Origin of the sequence: Pseudomonas kermanshahensis (assembly GCF_014269205.2) — a bacterium.
GTDB classification, from domain to species: Bacteria; Pseudomonadota; Gammaproteobacteria; order Pseudomonadales; family Pseudomonadaceae; genus Aquipseudomonas; species Aquipseudomonas kermanshahensis.
Window position 1 is genome coordinate 1,556,241 of the sequence record NZ_JABWRY020000001.1, and the last position, 15,564, is coordinate 1,571,804.

The 15,564-nt window shown below is 58.4% G+C and carries 13 protein-coding genes; 3 read left to right on the forward strand and 10 right to left on the reverse strand.

From position 1 onward, the window contains the following. Nucleotides 1–8 precede the first annotated feature (8 nt). The 10 genes from HU764_RS07160 to tssB all read right to left on the reverse strand — a co-directional run bounded on the left by HU764_RS07160 (nt 9) and on the right by tssB (nt 9,431). Complete coding sequence (locus tag HU764_RS07160) at nt 9–524, reverse strand: Hcp family type VI secretion system effector (RefSeq protein ID WP_186680817.1); 516 nt, start codon at nt 522–524, stop codon at nt 9–11. A 132-nt stretch (nt 525–656) separates the two neighbouring features. Beyond that, nucleotides 657–1,463, reverse strand: a complete 807-nt coding sequence (icmH, locus tag HU764_RS07165) for a type IVB secretion system protein IcmH/DotU (protein WP_225935701.1) — start codon at nt 1,461–1,463, stop codon at nt 657–659. A gap of 52 nt (nt 1,464–1,515) precedes the next feature. Next, nucleotides 1,516–2,865, reverse strand: a complete 1,350-nt coding sequence (gene tssK / locus HU764_RS07170) for a type VI secretion system baseplate subunit TssK (protein ID WP_186703718.1) — start codon at nt 2,863–2,865, stop codon at nt 1,516–1,518. A gap of 52 nt (nt 2,866–2,917) precedes the next feature. Next, nucleotides 2,918–3,712, reverse strand: a complete 795-nt coding sequence (tssJ, locus tag HU764_RS07175; RefSeq protein WP_186680821.1) for a type VI secretion system lipoprotein TssJ — start codon at nt 3,710–3,712, stop codon at nt 2,918–2,920. Beyond that, on the reverse strand, nt 3,709–4,266 hold the full coding sequence (locus HU764_RS07180) for an FHA domain-containing protein (RefSeq protein WP_186703719.1): 558 nt from the start codon (nt 4,264–4,266) through the stop codon (nt 3,709–3,711). The genes tssJ and HU764_RS07180 overlap by 4 nt, the downstream gene beginning before the upstream one ends. After that, nucleotides 4,263–5,279 carry a type VI secretion system baseplate subunit TssG gene (gene tssG, locus HU764_RS07185; RefSeq protein WP_186680825.1) on the reverse strand — a complete coding sequence of 339 codons (1,017 nt, stop codon included), beginning with the start codon at nt 5,277–5,279 and terminating at the stop codon, nt 4,263–4,265. The genes HU764_RS07180 and tssG overlap by 4 nt, the downstream gene beginning before the upstream one ends. Further along, complete coding sequence (gene tssF / locus HU764_RS07190) at nt 5,243–7,009, reverse strand: type VI secretion system baseplate subunit TssF (protein WP_186703720.1); 1,767 nt, start codon at nt 7,007–7,009, stop codon at nt 5,243–5,245. The genes tssG and tssF overlap by 37 nt, the downstream gene beginning before the upstream one ends. A 3-nt stretch (nt 7,010–7,012) precedes the next feature. Further along, nucleotides 7,013–7,423 carry a type VI secretion system baseplate subunit TssE gene (gene tssE / locus HU764_RS07195; RefSeq protein ID WP_099454781.1) on the reverse strand — a complete coding sequence of 137 codons (411 nt, stop codon included), beginning with the start codon at nt 7,421–7,423 and terminating at the stop codon, nt 7,013–7,015. Continuing rightward, nucleotides 7,420–8,910, reverse strand: a complete 1,491-nt coding sequence (gene tssC / locus HU764_RS07200; protein WP_186703721.1) for a type VI secretion system contractile sheath large subunit — start codon at nt 8,908–8,910, stop codon at nt 7,420–7,422. The genes tssE and tssC overlap by 4 nt, the downstream gene beginning before the upstream one ends. 17 nt (nt 8,911–8,927) lie before the next feature. Continuing rightward, nucleotides 8,928–9,431: a type VI secretion system contractile sheath small subunit gene (tssB, locus tag HU764_RS07205; protein WP_186680833.1), complete on the reverse strand. Its 504-nt coding sequence runs from the start codon at nt 9,429–9,431 to the stop codon at nt 8,928–8,930. Nucleotides 9,432–9,784: 353 nt separating this feature from the next. On the opposite strand from tssB, the gene vasI reads away from it, so the two are divergent. From vasI to tssM, 3 genes are read left to right on the forward strand one after another with little or no spacing between them, the layout of a single operon-like run. Further along, nucleotides 9,785–10,432, forward strand: coding sequence for a type VI secretion system-associated protein VasI (vasI, locus tag HU764_RS07210; protein ID WP_186680836.1), 648 nt, complete (start codon nt 9,785–9,787; stop codon nt 10,430–10,432). Further along, entirely contained in the window at nt 10,420–11,874 is a 1,455-nt protein-coding gene (gene tssA / locus HU764_RS07215) for a type VI secretion system protein TssA (protein ID WP_186703722.1), read from the forward strand. Before vasI ends, tssA begins: the two co-directional genes overlap by 13 nt. An 8-nt stretch (nt 11,875–11,882) precedes the next feature. Next, nucleotides 11,883–15,506, forward strand: coding sequence for a type VI secretion system membrane subunit TssM (gene tssM / locus HU764_RS07220; protein ID WP_186703723.1), 3,624 nt, complete (start codon nt 11,883–11,885; stop codon nt 15,504–15,506). Nucleotides 15,507–15,564: the final 58 nt, after the last annotated feature.

Sequence of the window (15,564 nt, forward strand, 5' to 3'; positions counted from 1 at the left end):
CAGCCGGGTCAGACGGTCGGTTTGCGCCAGTCGTCGGAGCCTTCGGTGCCTGCGGTGACATGGGTCCAGGCAATTTTGCGATACGACATCGCCACTTCGATCAGTTGCGTGTAGTTCGCGTTCTTGGCGTTTTGGGCATGAGGCAGCACGGTGTTGATGTCAACGATGGTGGCGTCCACCAGCTTGGTGGTAAAGAAGTGCTCTTGCTTGCCTTCCACCGATGTGCGGTACCAGTTGACTTCCACGGTCGGCAGCATTTCACCGCTGGCCAACGCCTGGTACATAAGTGGTGTCGCCTTATTCAGCGAGCTGGTGAAGATGAACGGCTTGTGTACGCGCTGGCCGGCGGGCTGGCCGCTTTGCGGGTCTGTGGGCACGGTCACTTGGTGCTTGATTTCCTGCACCAGGATCTCGTCCTCATGGCCTTCGACGAACACGTTGCCCACCGAGTCGGAGGTGAAGGCGCCCGCGGTGATGTTACCTTGGGTTTGGCCTTCGATCTTGATGTAAGCGGGTGTTGGCATGGCAGTCTCTCCTGCGTCCATGTGGATAAACACGCGCACTCAGGGTGGCGTGGCCATCGGGAACGATGGGCTTGTCAACGAAGCAAACGCCTCGCTAATTCGTTGAAATCAGTTGCGCCGTATGCCGGCTTGCTACTGCTGCAAAATGCCGTTTAGCGACTCCAGCACCTCTGTGGTAATCAGGTGCAGTCGGTAGCTGTAGATGCCGTAGGCCACCGCCATTGCGAGGGCGGAGAGTGCCAGCGGGCTCCACCACGGCCATTGCCGATTCATGCGGAAGTTGCGCGGGGCGACGTTGGTGTACGGATCGCAGACGGTCTCCGGTGTGGGGCCGCGCAGCTCGCGAATAATCCCGTGGAGTTGATGTATCAATGCATTGAGGGATTCTTCGCCTTTCGGCGCGATGGCGTACTTGCCCTTCAAACCGAGACACAGCGCGAAGTACATGAACTCCAATACGTCCTGGTAGCGCGTGGGTTCCTGCATGAGGCGGGAGAGCACCGTGAAGAACTTCTCTCCACCCCAGGTTTCGTCGTGGAAGATGCTGAGCAGGGGCTCATGGCTCCAGCAGCTGGTCTTACCCCAAGGTCTTTCCATGACAGCTTCATCGATGAACAGGCAAAGACCGTAGGAGTACGCCAGCAACTGAGCGGGTTCGTAGCCGTGCTGGCGTATTTCCTCGCGAATATTGTCGATCTGGTTGCGCACCTGCTGGTGCACATCCTTGATGTTGGGCAGCGCATCCAGTGTGCGCAGGCGTATCACCAGGCCGAACAGCGGCGCTGCGGCATCCAGCATCAGGTTGGCGTAGCCGCCACGTAGCTGGAAGTCTGGATCTGCCGGGTATCCTTCGTAGACTGGCTCAGCCTTCGGCGTTCGTTCAGTGATCTCAGCCGCAGCCGGTGCGCGTGAGCCGTTGGACAGTGACTCCTCAAGCATCGCGTGAAGTTGTCCACTTTCAATCTGCGCGGCATCAATAGTGCGGCTGTTTTCATCTTTCACGTTGTTCACTCCTGATCGCCCAGAACTGCAGCTCCAGCCCAGGGAAGTCCCCTGCAACATGAATCCCAAAGCCATTGGCTGTTTTCATGCACGCCCACGCCGGGTCACGCCGGTCCAGCTCGAAATAGCTGAAGCCTGCGTGGAAGGGCAGGTCGCGAGGTGCCACCGGCAAGGCGTTCAAGGGAATGCCGGGCAATTGCAGCGGCACCAGGTCCTCCAGTGCTTCGAGTGAGGTGATCTTGGCCTTCTGAATGAACATCTGGCGCAACGCCTGGGGTGGCAGATCGGCGCGCACTGCCAGGATGAAGGTGGCCTCATCGATCAACCGGCGGTCCTCCAACGCGGCTGTCATGACGCCGTACTCCAGCGTCTCCAGCGGCAGCGAAACGGCGCGTGGTTGCAGGACCGTGCTCAGTGCCCGGCGTAGTGTGTCCTCCAGCGGTTTGAAGGAGGTGCGCAGCGCGGTGTGGTGATACGCCGGGTGTTCCTGCGGCAATCTGCTTTCGTCGGTAAAGGTCACGAACTCGCCACACGCCTGGCTCATGCACAGGTAGAGCTGCTCGGGATGGGTCTGCCCCTGGCGAGCCAGATGCTGGAAGCACGGCCACCAGCGGTTCATGGCCTGAAGCAGATTGAAGTCGCGAATGTCGGCGATACCGGACTGCCCCGAGGCGCCAATGCGGGCGGCGAGGTTACGTGCGCGTTCGCGCAGGGAGTTGGTGATTTCTTCAAGGAAGCGTTGCAGCGCTGGTACGGCGCGCACCGAAACGCTGGTGGGATAGAACCCTTCATCCAGCTGCAGGCTACCATCGGGGCGCCGTTCTAGGATGCGTGCCAAGGCCAACCGCGTGTAGGCGCTGCTGTCGTCGGCCTTGCGTTTGAGCTGCAGGTTCGGCACTGCCAGGTCTACCTGAACCAGATCGCCGTCGGCGCTGTGGGTGTCCTTGATCTCCTCGGTCTGGGCGCTGTAACGGAAGTTGGCGGCATTGTCGGGCCAGCTCACCTCGCGGCCACCCTCGTTACGCAGCGGTAAGCACAGGTAGATCTCGCTGTCTTTGGCGCCGTCGTCTTCGATTTCCAGCGGTGGAGGGGGCGGCAGGTCTGCTGGTATATCGAACACCGTGCCGTCCGGCATGATGCCCCGTGCACGGGTGATGGCAATCTTGCCCAGGCTCAGGTATTCGTCGTTCAACTGCAGCTCGCTGAAGCCATAGAAGGCTGCGTTCAGGCTGCCAAGACGTTGATGCAGGGCCGCTTCGGCGGCACGGGCAGCTTGTTGGAAATGCTGCGGTTTGACGAACAGGCCTTCAGGCCACAGGACGGGGTTACGTGAACTCATGAGCGCTCCGTGTCAGCGTGAGTAAGCGAGAAGAGCAGGGCTACAGGCGGCATCAGTCTTCCTCCTTGAGCAGTACCTGCGTGTCGTTGAGCAACACCGACAGGATGATCTGGTGGCCGCGGGGCGGAATGCGTAGCACTTGGCTCCAGGTGGCGTTTTCCTGGTTCCGGTAGTCGGCGATCACCGCCACGAAGCGCGTCTCGGGCTCGATGGGCGCAAACGGGATGAACTTGAACTGGCCAGGCCGTAGCAGGTAATCGTCATCGCGGATGTACGTGTTTCGCAGCGCCTTGGCAGGGTCTTTGTCCAACAGCTCGTAAACACTGTTGCGCAGGAACGAGTCGTCGCGCAGTTGCAGGATCTTGATGGCCATGGGTGTAGCGACGGGCTCGGCAGCCACAGTGGTGGTGCGCGGTAAGGTCAGCACTACGGTCGGGTCGTCGTAGCTACCTGGGGAGCTTTCCTCCAGGGGGGAGCGCGCCGGATCCTCGCCATTGTCAACGGGCATATCGACGGGCGACATGGCTGGGAAGTGTTCCTGGAGGTACTCGAACAGCGCTCCAACTTTTTCCGTCAGCACGTAGGGGTCACCTGCGCTCAGGCTAACGGCATAGGGGCTGGGCTCGATGACAGGTTCCAACTCGGACGCCAGCTCAAGGCTGTTCGGATTGCTATTGAGTGTTGGGCTGGCATTGATGCTGAACGCGACTTGGGTGGGGTGGTCCTTGGGCGGGCCGACGGGTACCGAGGGGTCCATGACCACTTGGCCGATTTTGCTCAGGGAGGTGCAACCGGAAAGTCCGAGAAGCGCAATCAGCAGACCAGCCACCAATGACGGACACTTCATGGGCGTTCTCCTGCAATCAGGTGTTCCAGCGGGCTCTCTTGCGCTCGCCCTGTCGAGGTGTCCAGTGCTGCCAGGGGATCGTTGCCGATACTTGGCGCGAAGGCTGAGCAGATGTCAGCGACGGCGTGCTTGGCGCCTGAAGTGGGTTGCCAAGCGTTGGCTGGAATATCCAGTAGCCAGTGATCAAGGGTGCTCTGTTCAGGACTGAACAGGTCTTCCAGTGAGCGTGCATCGGCCTGTGAAAACTGAACCTGCAGCCGATAGGCGCCAATGCGCAGTTGGTCACCTTCAAGCAGACGCCTGGCGGTGCCCGCCCCCACGCTGTCTAGGCTGTCGTTCAGGTAGGTACGCTGACAACGGTCAATGACGCAGAAGCTGCCCTCAATCCAGCGAATCTCGCAATGGACCGGTGCAATGGTCTGCTCACGATCGTTGATCAGCCAGGTGGCCCCGGCGCTGCCGAGGGTGCCGCCTGTGCAATCGAACTGATGTCGGGCAGTGACGTTGTGCTGCAGCTGATCAAGGTTGGTGATGCTCAAGGTCAATGTGCTCATGAGCGCCCCCGGAACCGCACGACAGGGCTGATCTGACCGTGGCGGTCATCGACAAAGCTGGTCCAGCCCAGGTAGGCGCCTTGGCTACGGTGCAGGCAGAAGGGGGACAGTGCGTTCTGCTTCAGGCGCAGCTCCAGGTCGTAGGCCAGGCCGTCACGCAAGAGAAAGTCGATCAGTGCACGCAAGCGATTGAAATTGATGCCGCTGGGCAACAGGTCACGTAACTGTTCCTTATCGAGCTCGCTGATCACGATGGTGAACTTACTGCTGCGGGTGCGTGTGCGGCTGCCGACCATGAAGGAGCTGCCCAGCTCGCCATTGCTGCAGCCAAGGCTGACCAGTTGCCTGGTCGTGGTGGGGACCGAGCGGGTTTCGAACTCGCGGATTTGCACATGCTTCAGGTCGAAGCAATGGCCAATGATGCCCGCGACGGTACCGGGCGCGCGGCTGCGACTGGCGATTACCCCAGCAAAGCTGAGCAGCCGGCTCCAGGGCAGTGCCGTGTCACCTCGCAGCTGCTTGTCATTCAGCCCGAGCAGGGCAAAGACGTACTGTGAGAATCCATCTTTGGCGCCTGGCTGAAAACGGATGTAGTAGCGGTACTTGCGCCAACCGCGATGCAACAGGCTCAACAAGTAGTGGTTGAAGAAGTCGAAAAAGGCTGGACGCACGCCGATACCCTGCGCATGCTCATAGGCCACCTGTTCCAGGTAATAGGTGGGTAAAGGCGAATCTGTGCCGTGCAAGCCCATGAAGGTGGTGCAGACACGGTAGCGTTGCTCCTCATCGGGCATACGCTCGGCTTTGTAGACATCCGAGACCGGAAAGGTCAGCCGCGGGTCGCAGGCCAGCCGCACGCGCAACCGGGTGGCCTCGTTTGGCCAACGGGGCTCCAGGTCATCTCCGTGCAAGCCATGCAAGCGCTCCAGCAACTGGAAGTAGTTGTAGCGGTGCGCGTCGGCGAGCAGCTTGTCGGCTAGATCAGCGGTTGTTTGCCGGTCTGGATTGGCCATGTGTAGTGCTCGTTGTTGGTGATATTGATCACTTCCAGTTGATGGAAGGAATTGATGCTGGCGTACAGGGCAAAGAAGTGCGCCAGCACACAGCTGAAGAGGTACAAGTCGCCCTCGCAAAGAAAGGCGGCCTGGTCCAGCTTTAGGCGGCTGCGCAGGCCGCGAATGGGTTGCCCTTTGATCAGCCAATCCATGGGTTCTGTGTAGATCTCGCGGATGCCGTCGAGGCGCTTGCGGGTGGTGCGTGTTTGCTGGATGTCGTGCAGGGCCGCGAAGTCGTAGGCGCGGATGATCTCTTTTAGCGGGTCGGCCGAGAGCAGCGACAGGTAGTTGAGCGACATGTTTGAGATCAAGGCCCACTGCAATTCGCCGTCCAGCACCGGCCGATAGGCACGGGTGGGGGGACGGATGTTGGAGTAGGTCGCCAACGGCGGCGTAAACTCGGTTACAACGTTGATGTCATCGACACCCAGCGCCTGTGGCAAATCTCTGTTGGTGCAGGTCAGGTCAATGGACGCCGTTTCCAGCTCGCCGATGTAGTGGCTGGCATCGGCGCGGACGAAAGCGATGCTGTGGGTGACGCCATCGCCACGCAGGGAGTCTTCGAGCTGGTAGCGGTAGTACAGGGCCGTGCGCCCTTGAACATGTTCGATTTCATGTGCAAATGAGTCGAAAGGACGAAAAGTCCGTAAGTGTTCAGGGGTACTGCCATCGGACGTCGTTCGGGTGCTGATGACCTGATCGACACTGAAAATCTCGTAAGCGTATTGTTCTGCGCCTTTAGGTTTCAGCTGCACGTGGGCGGCATTACAGGACAGGTCAATGGGCTCGGCACTGTGCTTGAACAAGTTGACCGCGGGGGTACAGAACAGGTTGAAGTCGTTCTTTCCAAGACGCAGCGTTTCCGGCAACGGACGTGAGAACTGGAATTCGATGATTACCTGCGGGCTGTGTTGTGCCGGCCATAGTTTTTGCAGATCGGTGATGCTGAAGAAATGGAACCGTTGAGGGAAGACGAAGTATTCCTGCAGGATCCGATAGCCATCGAAGACATTCTGCGGATAGGGCAGCAAGGCCTCTTGAGGGCTAAATCCGGGAAATGCGATACAGCTGGCGGGTAGTCGGCGAACCTCATCATTGATGGTCACGCTGACATGCTTGAGGTATTGCGAGAGCCACAGGTACAACGTGCGTGCAGCGAGATCGTCCCCACCCAGGTGAAAGTCCAGTCGTGTACAGCCCAGGGTATTCAGTGGGCGTTCGACCAGCGTTTCGAGGTCGATGCGTACAATCGAGTTGTCCAGTGTCTGTGTGGAGCCCACACTGCATATCGCAAAAGGGTGCACCTTCACTTCCGTGCAAGTGCGGTACTCGCAGGCGATACCGTCTACAAGCTTGGAAAAGAGACGCGAGCCCTTTGGGATACTCTGCGATTGACTCAGCGACTGCTTGCGTGGCGTGAACTGGATAATCGTTGCGCTTGGCAGCGGCCGCAGGTAGTTCGGCCACAGTAACTGCAGCATGGGGTGCGTCAGTTCCGGCAGGTCATCTTCCAGCTTGAGCCGCAGCTTGGCCGTCAGGAAGGCAAAGGCTTCCATCAGCCGCTCGACATCGGGGTCGCTACCACTGCTTCCAAGAAACCGGGCAAGCTGTGGATTATCCTTGGCGAAGTCATTTCCCAGCTCACGCAAGTAGCGAAGCTCTTCGCTGAATCGGTCCTTCAATGACATGGTTCACCTTACTCGGGTGTGTCGGTTGTGCCCGTTGACCAACAACTCCAATTGCAACTGTTCCGTCTGGTTGTTGACCTGCACATGGCAGTCCAGCCTGAAATGCAGCTCGAGCGGAGCGTGACAATCGGGCACTGCCTTAAGTGCACGTACCTTGATGCGTGGCTCAAAGCGCTGGAGGGTGCGGCGGATATCCGCACTCACCTGTGCGAGCAAGTCGCCGCTGCTTACGTCATGCCCGTTGAAGTCGCGCAGGCCCAGTTCAGGGCTGCTCTGGGAGCACCCCTGACGAGCGTTGAGCAGGGTTTCGAGGTGGCGTTTGATGGCGGCGAATTTTTGCGAAGTACTCTCCTGCCGGGATGTTTGCCGGCAGATGGACTGATCCGCCATCAAGCGATCAAAGAAACCGGTCATTGCGTGTCGAGCCGCCCAACCAGTGAGATCTCGAAGTTCGCGCCCATGTATTTGAAATGCGGGCGAACGGAGAGCGAGACTTGGTACCAGCCCGGATCGCCGGGAACGTCGGAGACTTCAACCCTGGCAGCACGCAGCGGGCGACGACTGCGAACATCGGCCGAGGGGTTTTCCTGGTCGGCGACGTATTGCTTGATCCATTTGTTGAGCTCGGATTCAAGGTCGCGCCGTTCCTTCCAGCTGCCGATCTGTTCGCGCTGTAGCACTTTGATGTAGTGAGCCAGGCGATTGACGATGAACAGATAGGGCAACTGGGTGCCGAGCTTGTAGTTGGTCTGAGCCTGCAAGCCTTCGGGGGTCTTGGGGAAGTTCTTAGGTTTCTGCACCGAATTGGCGGAGAAGAACGCCGCGTTGTCGCTGTCCTTGCGCATGGTCAGGGTGATGAAGCCCTCTTCAGCCAACTCGAACTCCTTGCGGTCTGAGATCAGCACTTCGGTAGGGATCTTGGCCTGCAGTTGGCCCAGCGATTCGTACAGATGAACCGGCAGGTCTTCGACGGCTCCCCCCGATTGTGGGCCGATGATGTTCGGGCACCAGCGGTAGCGGGCAAAGCTTTCGTTGATGCAACTGGCCAACAGGAAGGCAGAGTTGCCCCACAGGTAGTTATCATGCCGACCGTTGATGTTCTCGTCGTAGTTGAAGCTTCTGCACGGCTGGTCTTGATGATGGTAAGCGGAGCGAAGCATGAAGCGTGGTCCGGTCAGGGCGGTGTGGCGAGCATCTTCGCTTTCACGGAAAGCTCGCCATTTGGCATGGCGGGGGCCAGCAAAGATGTCCTTGATCTCCTTGAGGTTGGGCAAGTCTTCGAAGGTGCTCAGGTTGAAGAATTCAGGGGCCGGTGCAGCCAGGAAGGGCGCGTGGGACATGGCACCGACAGAGGCCATGTAACTCAAGAGCTTGATATCGGGGGAAGAAGGCCCGAAGTTATAGTTGCCAACCATGGCAGCAACCGGCTCCCCCCCGAACTGTCCATAACCTGCGGTATAAACATGTTTGTACAGTCCGCTGCAGGTGATGTCGGCGGCGTTCTCGAAATCATCGAGCAATTCTTCCTTGCTGACATGCAACACTTCAAGCTTGATGTTCTCGCGGAAGTCCGTTCGATCGACGAGAAGTTTGAGGCTACGCCAGGCCGACTCAAGTTGCTGGAACTCAGGTTGGTGCAGAATGGCATCCATCTGCTTGCCGAGCACCCGATCCAGTTCCGCAATCATTTGATCGACACGGTGCTTGTTGATGAGTTGATCTGGATCATTACTCTTGAGGATCTCGGCAATAAAGGCTGATACACCTTGCCTGGCGACTTGATAGCCCTCTTGAGCCGGCACCAGTTTGGTTTCTGCCATGATCTGATCCAGCAGCGTGGCATTGCTCAATGTCTCGGTAGTTGTGTCGACGGCGACAGGGGTGCTGTTCTGCTTTGGCATGGGGACGCTCCGTGGTCTCAATCTTCTTTTGGCGCCTCAAGCACCAGGTCCAGTTCTTCGGCGAGCTGCTTGCGGGCCTGCTCGTTGTTCAACAGGTGTTGCAGCTGCTTGCGAAATGTCGGCACGTTGCCGAGTGGGCCTTTAAGGGCGACCAGCGCTTCACGCAGCTCCAGAAGCTTGTTCAGCTCCGGTACCTGCTGGGCGATCTGGTCTGGCCCGAAATCGTTGATGGACTTGAACTGCAGGTTTACAGCGAGCTCGGCGTCTGGAGTTGCGCTGAGCATGGAAGGCACGGACATGGCCAAGCTCACATCAGCGTCATGCAACACGTTGTTGAAACTGTGTTTATCGATGCGCATGACCGGGCGGTCTTCCAGTGCGCGGCTGTCCTCCAAACCGAAATCTCCCAGTACCAACATCTTGTGTGGCAGCTCTATTTCGGCCTGCTCATCGCCGGTGGCAGGGACGTACTTGATGTTGATGCGCTCTTTTGGCGCAACGGAGCCAATGTTCTTAGACATCAATCCATAACTCCATGGTGTGGATTTTGGTGTTGCGTGGTAGGTTTTTTATTGAATTTTAAACGTGGTGGTTATTCTTCTTTATGAGTTTTGGGAAATTTCCTACATGTCGCTGATTGAGGTGGTTAGTTTCCCTTCGCTATAAAAACCATGCATGTGACAAGGACTTTTGGTCGAGTTGAAAAATGTAAGTAAATATTTATTTGTGTGCAATTGATTGTGTGTACTAGGCTCGTGGCGGAGCACTTCTTGGTGATGTGGGGTGGCGAGGAGTTAATGGAGTAGTGTTGTAGGAAAATTTACTCATTGACGCATATGGGTGTTCGTGTTGTTTGGCAAAGAGTGAGTATTTAATGATTATTCGCAGCGCATATGGCGCTGGTGTTTGGCTACTGTTTTGTTTGCAGCCAGCGTTGGCCAGTCATGCCCAGAACTGTCCTGGGATCGTGTCTAACATCGAGCGTCTGGCGTGTTTCGATCAGGCGGCTGGAACACCCGCGCATACAACCCAAAAGCCATGGTCCGCCCCTGAGCACGAGGCGCCCAGTGTGTTGCGCGTGATGGCCAACGAGGCCGCACGCAGGGCGGATGACCTGACGTTTCGCAGCGGGGAACGAAGCGAGGGCAGTGACGTTACTGAACTGGTCATTTCCGCACCCGCTATTGCATCAGGTGACCAACGTTCTTACCTGGTCATCAGCTGCATCCAGAACATCTCCCGGCTCCAGTTGATCACCCATAAACACATCAATACGGGCTGGGTCACGGTGCGTCTGAGAGGGGACGGCGGTTCTACGAATGAGACCCCCTGGAAGGTGATGGAAAACGGGCAAGTGCTCGATGCGGGACGAGGCCTCCCTGCCATCGAGCAGATCAAAAAGTTGATTGGGGCCCATCGAATAGAAGTGACGAGCAACCACAGCGAGGTCGATGGGCTGACCTTCGATGCCCAAGGTCTAGACCCGCTGATCCGTCAGGCGCGGAGCACATGCCGGTGGTAGTGCGGGTATCAGGGGATGAAGTCACTCGGCTGCTCATGCCGATTGAGCCAGCGGTTCCGGCCGGGCTGTTCGACATCGAGGATGAAACCTACCAGGCCATTGACCAGGAGATGGTCAAACTGGGTGGTTTGCAGGCGTCTTCAATCGACTGGACCTACATCGAAGAGGCATCCCGGCAGTATTTGGGCCAGCAGTGCAAGCACCTGCGGATCGTCGCGCACTTGAGTGTCGCGTGGCTGCGCAGCGGCTGCTGGGAGCGTTGGGGGTTCACCCTGGCGTTGTTAGCCGGCATGGTCGAATCCTATTGGGAATCTTCACATCCCAAGCCAGGGCCCAAGGGTTTCCTTGGCAAGCGTAAGCTGGTTGGCCTGGTCCTCAATCGCTTGACTGATGCGTTGCCGCGCCTTGACCGCTTCACCTATACCCCGACTCATGCAACTGCAGCACAGCATGCTTTAACACGCTTGCAACAGCAGCAGGCCGTTGCGCAACTGGACACGGCCGTCATCCATGAACTTGAGCGCCTTCTGCGCAAGCATGCAGAACTTGGCGCGGGTGTCAGCGAAGTCGCAGCGCCCCAGGCGCCTGCCGCAAACATCAAGCCTGTGCCTTTGGCCGATGTCATGGCCGCACCCATCCCCCGTGTATCCATTGGCAATGAGCGCGAGACACGGCGAGCCGTGTTGAGCATGGCCGAGTTCATCAACCAACAGGATCCCTATGACCCTACCGGCTACCAACTACGTCGCTTTGGCTTGTGGGCGCACATTCAAGCGGCGCCTCAAGCGAGGCAAGGTAACCGCACGGAGTTGATGGCGGTGCCGGTGGATATTTCCGGAAGCTATGACGATGCCATCGCCGGAACGGCAATTGACCCCGCGTTACTCCAGCGTATCGAAAAAAGTGTCGCAGCCTGCCCTTACTGGATTCGAGGCAGTTTTTTAGCCGCAACCGTCGCCACGCGGCTGGCGATGGGCGAGGTCGCGGAGGCTATTCGCTGCGCGACTGCGCGTTTTGTGCAGCGCATGCCAGCACTGCAGCAGTTGTGCTTCAGCGACGGCACAGTGTTCGTCGATGACGCCTGCCTGGCCTGGCTCAAGGGGGCGCAAGGGCAGGGCGACCATGGAGCATGCACCGCTGAGTTCAGCAGCCTGCGCGAAGAACTGGTGAGTCAGCTGGACACGGCAGGTGTAGAGCCAGTCCTCCTCCGCTTGCAAAGCCTGCAAGCGGAGCTCCGTACGCCGCGTGAGCGCTGCCACACCACAATAATTGCCGCCGACTTGTTGGCCGCACGCGGCGTGTCCTGGTTAGCCCAGGACCTATGCGCCGGTGTTGCCCAGACGATGCAGCGAACGACCGCCGATGCCTGGGAGCCTGAGGTATTCCAGCGGCTCCTGCAGTACGCCACCTCTCCAGCGTTAGCTGATCAGAACAAGGTTTAGGAGCCCTCATGAACCCACTATGGAAACAACTCAAACGATGGGGCATACCGTTGATTTCGCGCATCGGCTTGGCGATGCCGCTGTTGCTTGGGCTCGGTGCTGTACTGATGCTGATCGCCATTTGGTGGCTCGGCCCGCAATGGACGTGGCGAGAGCACCAACCCCTCGCCAGCGTGGCGCACCGCAGTGTGGCCAGTCTGGTGCTCGTACTGATGCCATTGCTGTGCTGGCTTATTGTGTTGCGCACGCGCTTTCAGCGCCTGCAAGCGGAGCACAAGGATGCAGTGGCCGCCGAACTGGATCGTGTGTTGCCGTTGGTTCGCACACAAGAGAAGGCGTTGAACCAGGCGCTTTCGCGTTACCTCGACAACGCGGGTGGGCGAAGGGCGTTGTACCGATTGCCATGGTATCTGGTGCTGGGTGACGAACAGGCTGGCAAAACCAGCTTCATTGATCGCACTGACCAAAGTTTTTCCTTGACCCGCATCGACAAGGCCCAGGCACGTGGCCGACAAGCGCAACCTCTCGCATACCCGGTCGGCTGGTGGGTTAGTAATGACGCGGTAATCATCGACCCGCCCGGTGCTTTCATCAGCCAAGCGTCTTCGGCTGGCACGGTGCCCGGGAACGCCAATGAGTCTGAACCTTCCATACCTCCCGGAACCCCGGCCAGGTTGTGGCACCACCTGCTGAGTTGGTTGCTGCGCAATCGCAGCCAGCGGGCACTCAATGGCCTGTTGCTGGTTATTGATCTGCCTGCGCTGTTGCAGGGTACGCCCGAGCAACGTGTCGCACTGGCTCATGTATTGCGTACACGGCTGTATGAAGTCAGCAGTCAGCTGGGTTCGCGCCTGCCCTTGTATGTGGTGTTATCCAAGTTCGATCTGCTCGATGGCTTTGACGCGCTTTACAGCAAGCTCTCAGCGGCTAAGCGAGAGAACCTGCTGGGCTTTACGTTCAAGCTGGATGCAGTCGACTCTTACGACGCTTGGTTGGAGGAGTACAGCCACTTCTATGATCGCTTGATCAGGCTGTTGTTCGAGCAGGTCGTGGACCAGATTGATGGGCTGGGCAGCGCACCGCATCGATCGCGCTTGTTTTCGCTGCATGCCCAGTTGGTGGGATTGCGCCCGATTTTACTGGGCTTCTTGCGTGAGACCTTGGCAAGTGATCGTTTCACCACGCCTACCCTGGTGCGTGGGGTGTATTGGTCGTCGGTCGAGCAGCAAGGCGACATGCTCAATGCATTCGTGCGTGAGGCGGCGCAGCCATTCAAAACCAAGCCCCCACTGCGCGAAGGCAAGCCGCACGGCAAAGCGTTGGTCTACTTCATCCAACAGGCTTTCGGTCGTGTCATCTACCAGGAAGCCGGGCTTGCTGGGGATAACGTCAGAGTGGCGCGTAGCAAGCGGCGATTGCTCTGGGTGGGCTCTGGTGTAGGTGTGCTTGCTTTGTGTATTGCCATTGCCAGTTGGCAGCGCTACTTCGATGTCAATGGTGCCAAAGCAGCCAGCGTGCTTGCAAAAAGTCGAGAATTCAGCAACCACGAAGTGGACCAGCGCCTGGACCCGACAGGGCGTAACCTGCTGCAACCACTGGATCAAATCCGTGATGCAGTATCGGTATTCGGTGACTATCGCGCCGCCTGGCCGGGTGTGGCTGATTTCGGCCTGTATCAAGGGCGCGCCATCGGGCCTCGGGTCGACGAAGCTTACTTGAGCCTGCTCTCCAGGCGTTTCTTGCCGGCGTTGGCCAGCGGCGTGATTGAAGCCATGAATGCGGCACCGCCCGGCAGTGAACAGCAGATGGCTTCGCTTAGGGTTTACCGCATGATCGAGGACCGCCAGAGTCGCCGACCCGAGTGGGTGGAAGACTGGATGGCCCAGCAGTGGCAACAGGCCTTCCCAGGGCAGGGACAATTGCAGCGCGACCTCATGCAGCATCTGAAGTACGCCTTGGCCTATGCCGATACCGACCTGCCGCAATACAAGCAGCGCGTCAGCGAAGTGCAGCAGATATTACGTAAAGTGCCTATGCCACAGCGCGTGTACGCAAGCCTCAAGCAGCAGGCCCAAGAACAGTTGCACGCCGGCTTGGACTTGCGTCACCAGGTAGGGCCAGCCTTCGATATCGTTTACACATCTTCTTCCGGGTCGAAGCTGGGAGATGATGGCGTCCGGCTTGCTCCCATGCTGACGGCCAAAGGGTATAGGGACTATTTTGAGCCCCGTAGCCAGCGCTTCGCCGAGATGGCGATGATCGATCAGTGGGCATTGGGTGAGCGCGCTCAACTCGACTATTCAGACGCCGACCGCAAGGCATTGAGCGAGCGCGTACGTAACCTCTACAGCGCGGATTACATCGACAGCTGGCGACGTGCCTTGAATGCCTTTTCAGTCGCTGACTTCAGTGATCTAGACCATGGTGTCGACATTCTGGAGCAACTGACCGGTCCTGCGGCGCCGCTGCACAGATTGCTGGAAACAGTGAAAGACAATACTTCGCTGTCTTCTTCGGTGGCTATCGAGGTGCCCGACGAGACAACTGGCCTGCGGCCTACCAACAGCAAGCCCGAGCAGCTACAAGCCGTGGCCATCCAGCGTGCGTTCGCTGGCCTGAATGCCATGCTGCAGGCAACGGGAGAAAAGCCGAGCTACTACGATGAAACGGTCGCTGCCATTGCCGCTGTTCATGATTACGCCAAGGCCGTGCAGGACAGCCCTGAGCGCGGCAAGGCCGCGTTGCACGCCGTGCTTCAACGTTTCTCCATGACCGGGCACGACCCGATTGGCACGCTGCAGCGGGTCGCTACCGGTTTGCCGGAACCGATCAATCTACAGGTCAAGAAAGTTGCGGACCAGACAGCGCGAGTGCTGAACGTCGAAGCGCTCCGTGAGCTGGAACGACGTTGGGATGCCGAGGTATACAGCTTCTTCCAGCAGCGCTTGGCAGGGCGTTACCCCTTCGTGGTGCGAGCGCCCGATGCTTCTTTGGATGACTTTGAGGCGTTCTTCGGGCCGAAAGGGCGCCTGCAGCAGTTTCATGACCAATACCTCAAAGTCTTCCTCAAGGACAATCTCGAAGCCTTGCAGGCCAGTCGGCAGGGCCAGTCCTTAATCCGCAGCGATGTGATCGAGCAGTTGGAACTGGCGGATCGCATTCGCGAAACCTTCTTCGATCAGCGCGGCAACCTGAGCGTGCAGTTCAGTATCGAACCCTTGGGACTGAGTGCGAACCAGCGCACCAGCTTGCTGGATCTGGATGGCCAGCTGATTTCCTACACGCATGGGCCCACCCAGATTGTTGGCGTCGTCTGGCCCAATACATTGGGGCAGCAAGTGCGCAGCAACCTCACCTTGCTCCGGCAGAACGGCAATAGCAGTAGTTTGGAGTATCGCGGCCCTTGGTCGATGTTCCGCCTGCTCAGCCGAGGTTCGCTAAATGGCCGTACAGCCACCAGTGTGGACTTGAGCTTTAGAACGGGAGACGGCGTTATGCGTTATCGCCTGAACGCCGAAAAAGCATTCAACCCCATTACCCAGCAGCCCTTCAAAGGTTTCACGTTACCGCGAGGTTTGCTTGAGCAGTCAGCGTCAAGGGGGGGAGTGGCCGAAGTACCTCCGGTCCTGTAGTGCTAGCCCACGCTTTACGGAGCGAGAGGCAATTCGACAATAAGAACTAAAAAGGAAT